The 15402-nt window shown below is 44.1% G+C and carries 11 protein-coding genes; all 11 read left to right on the top strand.

Annotated features, from left to right (window positions below; translation table 11 throughout):
- Positions 1-51: 51 nt before the first annotated feature.
- The 11 genes from mreC (at position 52) to AAEY99_RS07150 (ending at position 15277) form a co-directional block, all read left to right on the top strand.
- Positions 52-1008: a rod shape-determining protein MreC gene (gene mreC, locus AAEY99_RS07200; protein ID WP_101087684.1), complete on the top strand. Its 957-nt coding sequence runs from the start codon at positions 52-54 to the stop codon at positions 1006-1008.
- Entirely contained in the window at positions 1005-1496 is a 492-nt protein-coding gene (gene mreD, locus AAEY99_RS07195) for a rod shape-determining protein MreD (protein WP_011639151.1), read from the top strand. The genes mreC and mreD overlap by 4 nt, the downstream gene beginning before the upstream one ends.
- Before the next feature lie 57 nt (positions 1497-1553).
- Positions 1554-2141 carry a Maf family protein gene (locus tag AAEY99_RS07190; RefSeq protein WP_350998590.1) on the top strand — a complete coding sequence of 196 codons (588 nt, stop codon included), beginning with the start codon at positions 1554-1556 and terminating at the stop codon, positions 2139-2141.
- 81 nt (positions 2142-2222) lie between these two features.
- Complete coding sequence (rng, locus tag AAEY99_RS07185) at positions 2223-3713, top strand: ribonuclease G (RefSeq protein ID WP_059747760.1); 1491 nt, start codon at positions 2223-2225, stop codon at positions 3711-3713.
- On the top strand, positions 3713-8029 hold the full coding sequence (locus tag AAEY99_RS07180) for a YhdP family protein (protein ID WP_351009812.1): 4317 nt from the start codon (positions 3713-3715) through the stop codon (positions 8027-8029). Before rng ends, AAEY99_RS07180 begins: the two co-directional genes overlap by 1 nt.
- Positions 7953-8783: a carbon-nitrogen hydrolase family protein gene (locus tag AAEY99_RS07175; protein ID WP_101087681.1), complete on the top strand. Its 831-nt coding sequence runs from the start codon at positions 7953-7955 to the stop codon at positions 8781-8783. Before AAEY99_RS07180 ends, AAEY99_RS07175 begins: the two co-directional genes overlap by 77 nt.
- A 125-nt stretch (positions 8784-8908) precedes the next feature.
- Entirely contained in the window at positions 8909-10357 is a 1449-nt protein-coding gene (gene tldD, locus AAEY99_RS07170; RefSeq protein WP_101087680.1) for a metalloprotease TldD, read from the top strand.
- 180 nt (positions 10358-10537) lie between these two features.
- Positions 10538-11971, top strand: a complete 1434-nt coding sequence (locus AAEY99_RS07165) for a TolC family protein (protein ID WP_101087679.1) — start codon at positions 10538-10540, stop codon at positions 11969-11971.
- A complete protein-coding gene (locus tag AAEY99_RS07160; RefSeq protein WP_101087678.1) occupies positions 11961-12950 on the top strand; it encodes an HlyD family secretion protein in 990 nt (329 codons plus the stop codon). The genes AAEY99_RS07165 and AAEY99_RS07160 overlap by 11 nt, the downstream gene beginning before the upstream one ends.
- Positions 12951-12962: 12 nt before the next feature.
- Entirely contained in the window at positions 12963-14135 is a 1173-nt protein-coding gene (locus tag AAEY99_RS07155; protein ID WP_162024052.1) for an ABC transporter permease, read from the top strand.
- Positions 14132-15277, top strand: a complete 1146-nt coding sequence (locus tag AAEY99_RS07150) for an ABC transporter permease (RefSeq protein WP_182744114.1) — start codon at positions 14132-14134, stop codon at positions 15275-15277. Before AAEY99_RS07155 ends, AAEY99_RS07150 begins: the two co-directional genes overlap by 4 nt.
- Positions 15278-15402 lie beyond the last annotated feature (125 nt).

Raw genomic sequence — 15402 nt, 5'->3', positions numbered from 1 at the left:
GAGCGGCTTTGTTAATGGCATTTTATGGGTTAACAAAGTTGCGAACAATTTATGAAACCAATTTTCGTTCGTGGCGTCTCGAGTCAATTTAGATTGACACTGGCAATTATTTTGTCGGTGGCATTACTTATGACCAATAATCGCCTTGATCCAATACGCCAATCTTTATCCTCAGTATTAAGTCCTCTACAGTATTTAGCCAATGTACCAGGGGTGATGCTCGACTGGTCAGCCGAGGCTTTTGCCACCCGCAATATGCTTGAACTGCAAAACAAAGAACTGTTACGCCAACAACTGGTTATGTCAGAACGTTTACAACGTTTTGAGCATGTTCGCCAAGAAAATGAGCGTTTACGTGCATTACTCGGTTCGCCTGTGCACATGGATTCTCGTAAAATGGTGGCTGAAGTGATGGAAGTTGCCAGTGACCCATTTCGTCAATTTGTGGTATTAAATCATGGTTCACAAACCGGCATTTATGTTGGTCAACCTGTGGTTGACGCCCAGGGCGTTGTGGGACAGGTGGTGGAGGTTAGTGAGTTTACCAGTCGAGTATTGATGGTGTCAGATACCACTCATGGTATTCCGGTACGTGTTACCCGTAACGATGTGCGGGCCATTGCGAATGGCATGGGTGATATTGATCAAATTGAACTACGTCATGTGGCGAAAAGCACTGACATTATAGTGGGTGATTTATTAGTCACTTCAGGGCTGGGTAATCGTTTTCCTGAAGGGTATCCTGTCGCGCGCGTTATTAGCGTGTCGCGTGATGATGGCCAGAGTTATGCCGTAATTTATGCTCAGCCTTTGGCAGCGCTAGATCGTATTCGATACGTGTTACTGATTTGGCCTGATGAAACCAAACCGTTTACGCTGCCTAATGACGTACAAGAGTTAATAAAAGAAGCGGCAGATAAAGCCGCTGCCACTGCAAATTCTTCAGCGCCCCAACCTCAACCCGTAGAAACAACCACTACACCAGTAACAAGCGAGGTAAACCAATGAGCGCACATATTGCAAATGGTCGCTTAGTGGTATGGCTGACCTTATTCATCGGGATGATGTTTCAGATTATGCCGTTGCCAAAAATGGTAGAAGCCTGGCGACCGGATTGGCTATTGATGGTGATGATGTATTGGGCCATGGCGCTACCGCATCGTTACAGTATTCTCACTGCGTGGTTGTTAGGGGTGATGCTTGATGTGTTGTTGGGCGCTCATCTAGGGATCCGTTCATTAGCATTATCATTAGTGATTTATATTGTGGTGTTGTTGTGCCAACAGTTACGTAACTATCCTCGCTGGCAACAGTCGTTACTAGTTGCTTGTTTTATTTGTATTTATCATGCAGTGATATTTTGGGTGCAGTTTGTTGTTGTAGGCGCAGCCCCATTTAATGTGGACATGTTTTTACCCGCTATTTCGAGTTTATTTATTTGGTGGTGGGTGTTTTGGGTGTTACGCAATATGCGCCGCCATTATAAAGTACGTTAATCCTTACGCACTAAAGTGAGTATGATTTTAATGTACACTAATTAGGGTAAATAACCGATGGCATGGGTACTGGCTTCAACATCACCAAGAAGAAAAGAATTATTGGCGCAAGCGGGATTTAGTCATCTCGATTTTTCGTTTCAGCTTGTCGCACCCAACATTGATGAAACACCTTTGTTGACTGAAACGGCAGAGCAATATGTCTGTCGTCTCGCACTTGAAAAAGCCCAAGCGGGTCTAGCGCTTAGCGGTCATGTGGTTAAGCCTCAAGTTCTGGGTTCAGATACGATAGTGGTGTTAAATGGCCTGATATTAGGTAAACCAACAGATTTAAATGATGCCAAACGTATGCTGGCATTATTATCCGGTCAAACTCACGAAGTGATGACCGCGGTAGCGTTAACAGACGGTGAACACACCTTTAACCGACTATGCCGTACCCAAGTGAGTTTTTGTGAATTGTCTGCAGCAGACATAGATGCTTATGTTGCCTCAGGTGAACCGATGGACAAAGCCGGTGCTTACGGTATACAAGCTCTGGGTGGTTGTTTTGTTAAATCGATTACTGGCAGTTACTCTGCAGTGGTTGGTTTGCCGTTAGTCGAAACACGTGAATTATTAGCCTGCATGATGCAGCAAACTTAACCTTTGCTTTAATCGGTCATCTACGGTGGTACAACTGCTGTCAATATTACGATTGGAGCATGACCCGAATACTGGTGGCTTATGAACATAAAAGCACAACGTAAAAAAGGCACAGAATTACTTATCAATGTCACGCCAACAGAAGCGCGTGTTGCATTAGTCGAGCATGGTGTTTTACAAGAGGTGCATATTGAACGTCGCATGAAGCGAGGTTTGGTCGGCAATATTTACAAAGGTAAAATCAGCCGTGTCCTCCCAGGTATGCAAGCCGCGTTTGTTGATATTGGCTTAGATAAAGCTGCTTTCTTACATGCCTCAGATATTGTTCCTCATACCGAATGTGTTGCCGATGTCGAAAAAGGCAACTTTGTGGTGCGTGATATTGCTGAGCTCGTGCGTCAAGGGCAAGACATTATGGTGCAAGTGGTCAAAGACCCACTCGGTACCAAAGGCGCCCGCCTTACGACTGACATTACCTTACCCTCACGTTATTTAGTCTTTATGCCTGGTTCTAGTCATGTTGGCGTATCGCAACGTATTGAGCTTGAAGACGAACGTCAACGCCTTAAAAATATTACTCTTCCTTATGTTGATGATGACGGCGGCTTTATTATTCGTACCGCGGCTGAAAATGTGGGTGAAGATGAACTTGCTCAAGATGCGGCCTTTTTACGCCGGGTGTGGGCTAAAGTCAGCGAGCGTCGTAAGCGTAAAGGCGTCACCTTACTGTATCAAGACTTAGCCTTACCAGTGCGGATCATTCGTGATTTTGTCGGAACCGAACTTGACCATATTCAAGTCGATTCGCGTCGAACTTATGCAGAGCTGCAACAGTTTGTGCAAGAGTTTATGCCTGAAATTGCGGATAAAATTGAACATTATGCCGGCCCCGCACCTATCTTTGAATTGTATGATGTTGAAAACGAAGTTCAACGGGCTTTGGGCCGTAAAGTTGAGCTTAAGTCTGGTGGTTATTTAATTATTGACCAAACTGAAGCCATGACTACCGTCGACATCAATACCGGCGCATTTGTTGGCCATCGCAACTTAGAAGAAACCATTTTCAATACTAATCTTGAAGCCACTCAAGCAATTGCAAGGCAACTACGGTTACGCAATTTGGGTGGGATTATCATTATCGACTTTATCGATATGCTAAGTAAGGAACACCAAGCGCGGGTGCTAGAAAGCTTAAATGCAGCATTGGCGTTAGATCGCGTTAAAACCAGTGTCAGTGGTTTTTCGGGCTTAGGTTTAGTGGAAATGACCCGTAAACGTACTCGCGAAAGTTTAGAGCATGTGGTGTGTGGTGAATGCCCTTCCTGTAAAGGCACCGGCACCATGAAAACGATTGAAACCGTGTCTTATGAAATTTTTCGAGAGATTATCCGTTTAGACCGAGCATACAAAGCCGATGAGTTTTTACTGTATTGCTCGCCGGCGGTGTATATGAGCTTTAGTGGTGATGAATCGCATTTGCTGGCAGAATTAGAAGTCTACATTGGTAAGCGTATTCGTTTGCAAAATGAACCGTTATACATTCAAAGTAAATATGATGTGGTGATGATGTAGTGTCGACAACTCAGGCAGTAACTATCAACAGATTATGTTGGCAAATTTTGGCTATCGCGCTGGTGCTTTTTGCACTGGTTGTGAGCCTTATTCGTGGTTTATTGCCCCATATTCCTGAAGTACGTACTGAGTTAATCCATTATCTTGAAAGTGAATACCAATTGCATGTGCAGATGGATAAACTGAGTGCAGAATGGCAAGCTTTTGGGCCAGCACTTACCGTTAATAATTTAGTCTTACCGCCACAAGATAACTTACCGATTACCGTTATCAGCGAAAATGTGCATATCAAACTCGATTTTTGGCAATCGCTTTTCACCTTGAGCCCACAGATTGAAACGGTAGTATTTGATGGCGTTAAAGTGGCGTTAAATCTTGATGAGTTAGCGGCTAGTGATGACCAGGCTACAGTGGGCGATAAAGCTAATCTTGATTGGTTATATGGTCTGTTACTAGAACAGCTGGGACATTTTTCAATTACCGACGCGTCTTTACAACTGGTGAGTAAACAACATGCTTATCAGCCGATTTTTATCGATAATCTGCTATGGCAAAACACGGCTAATCGTCACCAAGCGCAAGGTATTATCCACGTCGATCAGCTTAAGTCGGAGCAAGAGCAATTAACATTACGCATTGACCTTACAGGGGATGGTTATCAACCCGATACTGTAGCAGGCCAGCTTTATGTTACCGCAGACTCATTAGACCTAGGTGAATGGGCGTCAAGGCAGCATACCGCTCAAACAAACACTGATAATATTGAATTTCAAGGCGTGATAAACCTCGATGCGTGGATGACATTTGCTCATCGTCAAATTCGTGATGGCATATTGGTTTTTAAACCCAGCTGGTTACAATGGCACGATGCAGACACCCAGCAAAAATTTGCAATTAACTCAGGTTCATTGCTATGGACTCTACAACCCGATGGTTGGAAAATAGACAGCCACGATTTAGATTTATCGACCAATGATCAAACTTGGCCATCATTGACATTGGCAATTGGCACTCGCGAGGGTGACTTTTTTGGTTACGCTAACCAGATTATTCCAGCGAACTTAACCCCAATGTTGCCGCTAGTGCCCGATTTGGGTAAGCAGCAAGTGAATATTTGGCAACAACTCAACCCTCAAGGGCTAATTGGGCCGATTAGGCTGTATAAACCGGACGACAAACCCTTTATCGCCAAGGTCGAGTTACAGCAATTACAGTGGCAACCTTATCTGTCAGTGCCTGGTATTAGCCCTATTGATGCTCAATTAACCTGGGCCAATAATCAACTCGAGTTTGCCTTGCCAGAGCAGGAGTATACGCTCGATTTTAGCGGTGATTTTGGTCAACCAATTGTGCTGCGCGGCAGCCCAATTATGGGGCGTTATAATGTCGAACAACAACGCTTAACAGTACCTAATATTGAATTTATTAATGATGATATTGCCCTGCAAGCAGGTTTGAATCTTGAGTTTTCCCAGCAGACACATATGGGTTTAGCTGCTCATGTCACTATTAATGATGTCTCTCATCTTGGGCGGTATTTTCCATTAATGGCGATGAGCCCCAATTTAATCAACTACCTAAATGACGGTTTAGTGGCTGGGAATATAAACGATGCACAAGTCGTTTGGCATGGTGCATTAGGCGATTATCCTTATCAAGATAGCAGTGGAGTATTTCAAGCTGGCTTTACCCTTGATAGCGGCATCTTTAAATTCCAACCAAATTGGCCTGCCGTTAGCTCGCTCACGCTTTCCGCATTATTTGAAAATGACATGATGGATTTGCATATTGATCAGGGCAAACTCGATAACGTGGTGGTGGACGGTGCGCGAGTTTCTATTCCACATCTTAGTAAAGAATCTTTATTAAGAGTAGAAGCAGATATCACCACCGATGCACAAGCCGCCACCAAAGTGATTAATGCCTCTTCATTGCGGGGTTCTGTTGGGGCAACGTTAGATGTGGTGCAAATTCAGCGAAATATTAATACCACATTAGATCTTTCCATTCCCTTATATAAAGGGGGTGAGCAATTGATTAAAGGCCAAGTCACACTTGATAATAACCCAGTGTTTATTAACTCGCCTGGTTTAGATTTACAGGCTGTGTCAGGGCAAGTGAGCTTTGTAAATCAATTGATTGAAGGTAAGAATATTAAGGCCAGATTATTTCAACAGCCGTTAACGTTTAGCGTAAAGACCGGTAAACACAACAGCAATTTAGCATTGAATGTCGATATGCGTGGCAAATGGGATCTTGATGCTCTGCCTGCCAGTTTACATAACCCAATGACGGAAACGTACCATGGGCAGCTAGACTGGAACGGCGGGCTAACCATGATTTTTGACCCCAGTGGTTACAGCTTACAAGTCTCTGCTAATTCCGATCTTATCGGTACGTCATTGGATTTACCGATGCCTTATCAAAAATCTGCAGACGAGCCCAGAAAGCTAAGTGCGGATCTTATTGGCGATAACAAACAATCATCATTGAGCATTAAACTGGGCAATGATCTGGAGTTTTGGGGTGGATTTAATGCTGATAGTGGCAGTCAGCTTGCCTATTATGATGTCATGATTGGTCGCCACTTTAGACTAGGTGATAACTTAAATAAGCAACAAGGACATCTACATTTAGACTTGCCAAAAGTCGACTTAGCGCAGTGGCTCCCGCTCATCAATCGCTTTAGTGCCACCGCAGAACCTGAAGTGATCACCTCATCGGTACGCGACCGTATCTTAACGGCTGCAGAGCTACCTGGCGCTACAGCACAACATAATGCCACCTCTTCGATTGAAGCTACAGCCCCCGCATTCCCTAAATTAGTCGGTATTCATGCCAACATCGCTCAATTAAATGTATTGGGGCAATCATTTGATAAATTGCATTTTGATGCTCAACCCACTGAACATGTGTGGCGAGTTGACGCTGATTCGCAGCAGTTTGAGGGACGTATCGATTTTTATCCTAACTGGCGCGATCAAGGCATCAAAGTGGTCGCGAAAAAGCTGCATTTATTCCCGGTAGTGAGTGGCCCTGAAACCGTTGAGTTAGCGCCAACGTCGATGCTAGAGAATCTGCCCACTTTAGCTGTAGATGTTGATGACTTTAGCGTTAATGATTTATCACTAGGTCACTTAGTGCTGCAAGGCTTACCACATAAACAAGGCTACCAATTTCAAACTGTTTCCATCACAAAACCGACGGTAGCATTACAGGCCAACGGTTTATGGTCTGTTGAAAATGGTATCGATAAAACCCTGTTTGAGGTTAATTTACAGGCTGACAAGTTTGATGACTTATCGACGATGTTAAAAATAAACCCGGGATTGCAAGATGCACCACTGGACCTATCTGGTCAGTTATCTTGGCAAGGCGCACCTTATCACTTCGCCCTCGACACCTTAAATGGCCAACTTAAGTTTGATTTGGGCAAAGGTCATTTATCGGAAATTAGTGATAAAGGCGCCCGAGTGTTTTCGTTATTTAGTTTAGATTCGTTGTTGCGCAAATTATCGTTAGATTTTTCGGACGTGTTTGGCGAAGGTTTATATTTCAATACATTTAACGGTAACTTGACGATTGATAATGGAGTGGTTAAAACCACTGATTCTGAAATGGATGCTATTGCTGGTAATATGCGAGTAAGAGGCTACACCGACTTAACCACCCAAAGCTTAAATTATGACATTCGTTTTGTGCCGCAACTTGCGTCAAGTGTGCCAACCGTGGTGTTATTGAGTACGAGTGCATGGACCCTCGGTTTAGGCGCGTTTGCCCTAACGAAAGTGTTAGAACCGGTTATTGAAGTTATCTCTGAAATTCGTTTCCGAGTCACCGGTACCATGGACAACCCGCAGCTAGAAGAGCTTGAGCGTAAGAGTAAAGAAATCGAAATACCTAAAGCAATTTTACCGCAAGCGGACGAGACCAGTGTAGAGACGACTATTGGAACTAAAGCCAAAGCTAACTTAGATACTACAGCTAACGTAGAAACTAAAGCTAACATAGACAGTAAAGCAGAAAATAACGTTGAGGCAGATGTTCAGCGTGGCGATAACGCTCGTGAAGCGGAAGATAAATCGCTACCAAGAAGTTCGCCATCCACGCAACTTATGCCTGGTATCGATAGTTTATCTGATGTAAATCAACCGTCAGCGACTGACACTGAAGTTGATCGAATGCGCAAAACTTTAGCCGAGCCAGCAACTAATGTCGTTATGCTACCAGGAGTGAGAAATGCAAATCAGCTTATTACAATGTCAAAGCAGTCGCGATGTCAAAGCCAATCTCGCGTTTGTCGACTCGCAGCTTAAAGACTTACCCCGCGAGGCCGATGAAGCGCAATTAGTGGTGTTGCCCGAGTGTTGTTTATTGTTTGGTGGCCATGAAAGCCAGCAACTTGAACATGCTGGCAACGAGCATCAAAGTGAGCTTAAAGATGCATTAGCTGCAATGGCAAAACAATACCAAGTGTATTTTATTGCCGGCACCATTCCCATGCGTGCTGATGATGGTAGAGTCTTTAGCCGCTGTTATTTTTTTGATGATCATGGCGTCACCCTAGGTCATTACGATAAACTGCATTTATTCGATGTTGAGGTGGCAGATGGCACCAAGACTTATCGTGAAAGTGATACCTTTCATCCCGGTGATAGCATTTGTGTTATAGACACCCCTTTTGGCAAAGTCGGCTTAGCCGTTTGTTACGATATCCGTTTTGGCGATATGTTTCGAGCGTTGCGTTTAGCGGGAGCAGACTATATTGCGTTACCTTCTGCTTTTACCAAAGTCACTGGTGAAGCGCATTGGCAGGTGTTATTACAAGCCCGAGCCATTGAAACTCAATGTTATTTGTTGGGGGCGGGCCAATGGGGACAACATAACCAGGGCAGTCGAGAAACATGGGGTCACAGTATGATCGTCGACCCATGGGGCCGAGTGATTGCAGAGCAAGCCACTGAATGCGGCTGGGTACAAGCTAAAGTCGATTTAACGGAACTACGGCGTATTCGTCAACAAATGCCAGTGATAGGCCATAATCGATTTATAGAACCGCAGTTGAAATAACACTGGTTTAAATAACACTGGTTTAAATAATACTGGCTTAAATAATACTGGTTGAAATAACACTGAACGAGCCTGACAGAAACCAAATTCGCAGTACGCGTTACCAATTAAAAAAGAGAGTTTTAATGCCATTTTTAACCCAAGTAGAGCAGAGTTTATTGCAAGATGGATTAACCTTAGATGGACTGCAAGGTTACTTAAATACCATTCATCAACACAATATCGATTTTTCAGACCTGTATTTCCAAGCTTGTCGTCATGAGTCTTGGGTATTAGAAGATGGCATTGTAAAAGAAGGCAGCTTTCACATTGAACGTGGAGTAGGTGTGCGCGCTATTACCGGCGAAAAAACCGGTTTTGCTTATGCTGACGAAATCACCCCAGCAGCTTTAGATGCAGCAGCAAAAGCTGCTCGCGGAATTGCCAGTGCTGGTGAGCAACATAAAGTACAAGCTTTTAAGCGCCAAACAGCCCATAAATTGTATGACAGTGCTGACCCAATAGCGGCTATGGACGAAGTGAAGAAAATCGATTTATTAAAGCAAGCCGATGCTTATATTCGTAGCCTCGACAGCCGTATTATTCAAGTCGTCGTAAGTTTATCGGGCGTACATGAAGAAATATTGATAGCCGCCAGTGACGGCACATTAGCAGCAGATATTCGTCCATTAGTGCGCTTTAACTGTAGTGTTATCTTAGAAGACAAAGGTAAGCGCGAACGTGGCAGTGCTGGTGGCGGTGGTCGTCACGATTACAGCGCCTTTTTAGCCACCGATGAAGCTGGCTTACCACAGAGTTTTGAGTTTGCCCGCGAAGCGGTACGCCAAGCTCAAGTTAATGTACACGCTATTGATGCACCTGCCGGTGAAATGACCGTGGTGTTAGGTAATGGTTGGCCTGGTGTTTTATTGCATGAGGCAGTTGGCCATGGCTTAGAAGGCGACTTTAACCGTAAAGGCAGCAGTGCATTTAGCGGTAAAATGGGCCAGCAGGTGGCGTCTACCTTAGTGACCATCGTGGATGACGGCACCTTAGAAAATCGTCGCGGGTCATTGAGCATCGATGATGAAGGCGTGCCAAGCCAAAAAACCACCTTAATTGAGAACGGTATTTTAAAAGGTTACATGCAAGACAAGTTAAATGCCCGCTTAATGGGGCAAGAGCCTACAGGTAACGGTCGCCGTGAATCTTATGCGCATTTACCTATGCCGCGCATGACCAATACCTATATGAATGCAGGTGAGTCAAATCCAGCCGACATTATTAAGTCGGTTAAAAAAGGCATTTACGCGCCTAACTTTGGTGGCGGACAGGTCGACATTACTTCAGGTAAGTTTGTGTTCTCGGCTTCTGAAGCCTATTTGATTGAAGACGGTGAAGTGACTCAGGCGATTAAAGGCGCGACCTTAATTGGTAATGGCCCTGAAGCTATGGGACTCATTTCAATGGTAGGTAATGACTTAGCCTTAGATAAAGGTGTTGGCGTGTGCGGTAAAGACGGACAAAGCGTGCCCGTTGGTGTGGGTCAGCCTACTCTAAAAATTGATCGCCTAACGGTTGGTGGTACCGCTTAACACTAACTTTTACTGTGTTGGTCACTCACTGAGTGTTTATGCTCAGTGAGTTATGGTGATCTACACTGTGATCACTATCTTATGTGAGTGAATATGCACGTTATGATCTAGTGGCTGTGATAATAACGGAATTACGTTATAATTCATCAAGGAATTAGAGTATTAACTCTAGAGGTGTTTATGGTTGCACAACGTCATATCAGTACATATTGTCGCAGACGAGTGAACTTTACTCTGTGTTTCAGTGTTTTATTTGTCCATCTTAGTGTTTTTGCTGAACCCGTTACCTTTAGTCATGCTTGGCAGCAATTGGCGCAAGTGAGTGATCAGCTTCAAGCTAAAGCTCAGCTAGTCAACCGCGCCAAAGCGGAAGAGGATGCTGGTGATGCGTTAAATTACCCATCGCTTAATATTGCTGGCAGCTATACTCGCCTCGAAAAACCTATCGAACTTGATTTACGTGACTTAAATCCATTAGCGACTCTCGACACAAGTACATTACCAGCAGCTCTTAGTAGTGCATTAGCTGAAATCCCAGGCTCTCTCTTTGTCACTCCTTTTACCGAACAAGATGTGTTTCGTGCCAGTTTACAAGCCATGTGGCCCATTTATACCGGTGGTAAAATTACTGCAGCCCAAGGAATACATGCTGCCCAAGTTTCAGAGAGAGAACAAGAGTTTGCCCTAGCTCAGCGTGAGTTATTTCTTCAGTTAGTTGATCGCTACTACGCAGTATCGGTGACAAAAACCTTAGTAGATACCCAAAAGCAGCTGGTGGACTCGTTGACTTTGCATGTGAGTCATGCCCAAAAATTAGAACAACAAGGCCAAATAGCCAAAGTTGAACGCTTAAATGCCCAGGTCGCATTAGAAAATGCCAAAGTCAACTGGGGCAAAACCAAGCGTCAATACGAAATGACCGAAATTGCGCTAGCGAGAATGTTACATATACCGTCGGTCGATCCTATTTCGGCACTGTTTTTACTCGAACAACAACCTTCATTGCCCCGCCTTAGCCAGCTGACATTAACTCAGCATCCGGCGTTAAAACTACTCGAAGCTAAAGAAGCTCAAGCTAATGGTTTAGTCGACTTAGAAAAGGGCAGTTACTACCCCACTGTGTATTTATACGGCAACTACACCTTGTATGAAGATGACAGCTTATTTTCTCAAGTAGAGCCGGACTGGATGGTGGGTGTTGGTATGAGCATACCGCTTATTAGCCGTGATGGTCGCAGTGGAAAAGTGCTCGCGGCGAAAAGTGCTTTACTGCAAGCGCGTTACACCAAAGCACAAACCAAACAAGATTTAAGTTTGTTGATTGATCAGAGTTATCGGCAAATGCTGCAAGCTAAAGAAGAAGCGGATGCGCTGGATGTGTCATTAGCATTGGCGACCGAGAATTTACGATTGCGAGAGTTGTCCTTTAACCAAGGCTTATCCACTTCAATTGACCGAATTGATGCCGAGTTGAGCTTAACTGCAGTGAAAACTCAGCAATTAGGTGCAAAATATCGTTATATGCAAGCCTATGCCAAAGTGATGGCCATTAGTGGTCAAGTAGATGAATTTATTAACCGAACTCAACTTCAAGGGGCTGCTTATGCGGGCTAACAAGATTATTGCAGTGGTCGCATTCGTGCTAGTTATATTATTGTTAGGGTACGGTGTAATGCTAGCTTTTACGCCTCAACCGACAGTGTTGCAAGGGCAAATAGAAGCTCGCGAATATAATATCTCGTCTAAAGTTCCTGGCCGAGTTGAGCAAGTTTTGGTTCGCAAAGGCGACCAAGTCAATGTGAATGATATTTTGTTTGCCATCAGCAGCCCAGAATTAGATGCTAAGTTACTGCAGGCTCAAGGCGGCCTTGAAGCGGCAACGGCTATGCAGCAACAAGCTAAAAATGGCGCAAGGCAGCAACAAGTTACCGCAGCTAAAGAACAGTGGTTAAAAGCCAAGGCTGCAACCGAACTTAGCCTAAAAACTTACCAACGAATTGAAAACTTATTTGATGAAGGTGTTGTCGCACGGCAAAAGCGCGATGAAGCTTATACCCAATGGCAAGCGGCTAAATATACCGAGCAAGCAGCTTACGCTATGTATCAAATGGCAAATGAAGGCGCGCGGGTTGAAACTAAAGCCGCAGCCGCAGGAAAAACTCGTATGGCAGAAGGTGCGGTTAACGAGGTCAATGCCATTTTAGCCGACAGCCAAATGCGCTCACCTAAAAAAGCGGAGGTGAGTGAAGTATTATTACAAGCAGGTGAGCTTGCGCCGAGTGGTTTTCCGGTGGTAAGCATTATTGATATGAGTGATGCGTGGGCCGTATTACAAGTTCGAGAAGATTTGTTGAAGCTATTTAAACAAGATCAAACCGTCATGTTAGATATTCCAGCACTACAGCAGCAAGTTGAATTTACCGTTTCGCACGTTAGTGTTATGGGTAATTTTGCCACTTGGCGCTCGACAGAGAGCGGCCATGACTTTGATATGCGTACCTTTGAAGTTGAACTGACACCTAAGCAAAAGATTGTCGATTTACGAGTTGGTATGTCGGTATTGTTTCGTGCCGACAAGCTTGCCGAACATTAATAAGGCTTGCTGATGAGGCATTTATTCAGGCGAGAATGTAAAGCGTTGTGGAATTCACCATGGCAACTTGCCTTGGTGAGCTATATTCCGCTAATTAGCGTGATCGCACTTTGGTGGTTATTTAGTGCGGGGTTGCCAAGGCAGCTCCCTGTTGCCGTGGTTGACTTAGATAACAGCCAAATTAGCCGCATGCTAACAAGGCAATTATCGGCCAATGCCGTAATTGCACCACGTTCATTTGCCAATGAAGCTGCGGCGATTGAAGCTATGCGTCAAGCGCAAGTATACGGGCTAGTTATTTTACCTTACCAGCTCAGAAAAGATTTGCTCACATCAAAACAACCCACTATTGATATTCGCTATAACAGCCAATTTTTGTTAGTAGGTAAGTTATTATCCAGCCAGTTACAACTCAGCTTTGCAGAGGGGTTAACGCAAATTGGCAAGGAGAGCCTATTACTTAAAGGCGCAAATAAAGCCACCGTTGATGTGAGCTTAACGCCTATTAGTAACCAAACGACGGCGTTATTTAACCGAAATAATAACTATGTTGGTTTTTTAGTCCCGCCTATATTGATTGCATTATGGCAATTACTGTCGATGTTGGTATTTGTTAATAGTGTTAATGCGGAGCTTATTCCTCAAGGTGAACGCTATTATTTAGCCCGAAACATTTGGCCAAAAGTGTGGGTTAAAGTGTTATTTTATAGTCCGATCATGCTCGTTCATAGTGGCTTTATTTTAGTGTGGTTATACCACTATTTAGCTTTGCCCGTGTCGGGTTCGCTATGGTTATTGCTATTGGCACAGGCATTCATGCTCATGGCATTGTGGTTGTTAGTGTTGGTTATTTTTATGATTATGCGTGACAGTGCTCGCACGGTCAGTTTCTGTACCGCATTATTTGCTCCAGCATTTGCGTTTATGGGAATAACCTTTCCCGTAAACGATATGCCCTTATTGGCTAAATGGTGGCGGTTGGTGATGCCATCGAGTCACTATATAGACTCTCATATCAGCGTCGTCAGTTATGGTGTTGGCTTGCCGCAAGTATTGACTCAAATCAGTTCTTATTGGGGCTTTTTACTGTTATTGCCTTTGCTTTATGTGCTGGGCCGCCACGCGCAGAAAATACCGCCACAGGGTCATGTTAGTCACCCGGTTACTCTGGAGGTCAACCGATGAACTTCTGGCAATTAATCGTAGCAGAATGCAAAGCTATATTGGCTGACAAAGCGATTGTGATGACGCTATTTGGTGGAGTGTTATTTTACTCGGTTCTGTATCCGTTACCGTATTTGAATCAGGTGCCGACAGAGCAAAAGGTCGTGGTGGTAGATCACGATAATTCGTCACTCAGTAGGTTGGTGACTCGCCACGCAGATGCCAGTGCTAAGATAAAAATACTCGCTAAGGTAAGCAGTATTGAGCAAGCACAAATGTGGATCGATCAAGGTAAAGCTCACGGCTTACTGGTTATTCCGGCTAACTTTAGACGCGATTTGTTGTTAGGCAAGGGTGCAACATTAAGTTACGGCGGCGATGCGAGTTACTTTCTGATTTATTCAGCCGTAGTAGAAGGCTTAGTGTCAGCCGGTATAGATGCCAGTAAACAAGTGCAGTTAATTGGTTTATTGGCTCGGGGCCAAAACCCCCAACTTGCCCAGCAAGCTGTTAATTCTATTAATATTAATTCAGTTCCAGCGTTTAACCCCAGTTTAGGTTACACACCGTATGTGGTGCCGGGATTATTTTTATTAATTCTGCATCAAACCTTATTAATTGGCACCGGTATTTTGGGCGCAGGCCAATGGCGCAAACCCGGTTATTGGCAGCAAGTACGTCCAGTAACCTTGGTGCTTGCACGGTTAAGTGTGTTTATGATGATTTACGCGCTATTTAGTAGTTTCTATTTAGGTTTTTGTTTTTATTGGTACAAAGTAAGCGTGGTGGCTACGGTGATTGAAGTTGGGCTATTTATGTTGCCCTTTCTATTAGCCACGGGATCGTTAGGTATTTATCTTAGCAGTTTATTTAATCGTCGAGAATTACCTACCCAATTGTATTTACTGGTGTCGATGCCGATTTTATTTGTGTCAGGGTTTGTGTGGCCGATTGCATTAATTCCAGAACCATTGGTATTAGCATCTCAAGTTATTCCAGCTGTTCCAGCGATTATGGGGATGCTCGAGTTAAATCAATTAGGAGCTGGTTGGTCGGCGGTAATGCCTAAATGGTTACAATTGTGGGGCTTGTTTGCAGTATTCGTCACGATGGCCATAGTCGCCATTGGGCGGAAACAGAAAAATGTTGATGTTGCATCATAAATCACCCATAGAAGTTAGCCAGGTTCTATCATATCGAAATAAGGTTATAGCTAGGTTTGTCACTGAGTAAAAAAAATAGACAGTTATCTTCTCGATAGACCTGTCTATTTCATTTGTTTTATGGG

It is taken from the genome of Shewanella sp. S1-58-MNA-CIBAN-0166 (assembly GCF_040310085.1).
Taxonomy (GTDB): Bacteria; Pseudomonadota; Gammaproteobacteria; order Enterobacterales; family Shewanellaceae; genus Shewanella.
This window is presented reverse-complemented; position numbering and strand designations above follow the sequence as displayed.

Excerpts from the sequence above, each read along its gene's own strand:
- AAEY99_RS07160 (WP_101087678.1), top strand. The coding sequence starts at position 11,961 with ATGCGGGCTAACAAGATTATTGCAGTGGTCGCATTCGTGCTAGTTATA.
- mreC (WP_101087684.1), top strand. The coding sequence starts at position 52 with ATGAAACCAATTTTCGTTCGTGGCGTCTCGAGTCAATTTAGATTGACA.
- mreD (WP_011639151.1), top strand. The coding sequence starts at position 1,005 with ATGAGCGCACATATTGCAAATGGTCGCTTAGTGGTATGGCTGACCTTA.
- AAEY99_RS07150 (WP_182744114.1), top strand. The coding sequence starts at position 14,132 with ATGAACTTCTGGCAATTAATCGTAGCAGAATGCAAAGCTATATTGGCT.
- AAEY99_RS07175 (WP_101087681.1), top strand. The coding sequence starts at position 7,953 with ATGCAAATCAGCTTATTACAATGTCAAAGCAGTCGCGATGTCAAAGCC.
- AAEY99_RS07190 (WP_350998590.1), top strand. The coding sequence starts at position 1,554 with ATGGCATGGGTACTGGCTTCAACATCACCAAGAAGAAAAGAATTATTG.
- AAEY99_RS07165 (WP_101087679.1), top strand. The coding sequence starts at position 10,538 with ATGGTTGCACAACGTCATATCAGTACATATTGTCGCAGACGAGTGAAC.
- tldD (WP_101087680.1), top strand. The coding sequence starts at position 8,909 with ATGCCATTTTTAACCCAAGTAGAGCAGAGTTTATTGCAAGATGGATTA.
- rng (WP_059747760.1), top strand. The coding sequence starts at position 2,223 with ATGAACATAAAAGCACAACGTAAAAAAGGCACAGAATTACTTATCAAT.
- AAEY99_RS07155 (WP_162024052.1), top strand. The coding sequence starts at position 12,963 with ATGAGGCATTTATTCAGGCGAGAATGTAAAGCGTTGTGGAATTCACCA.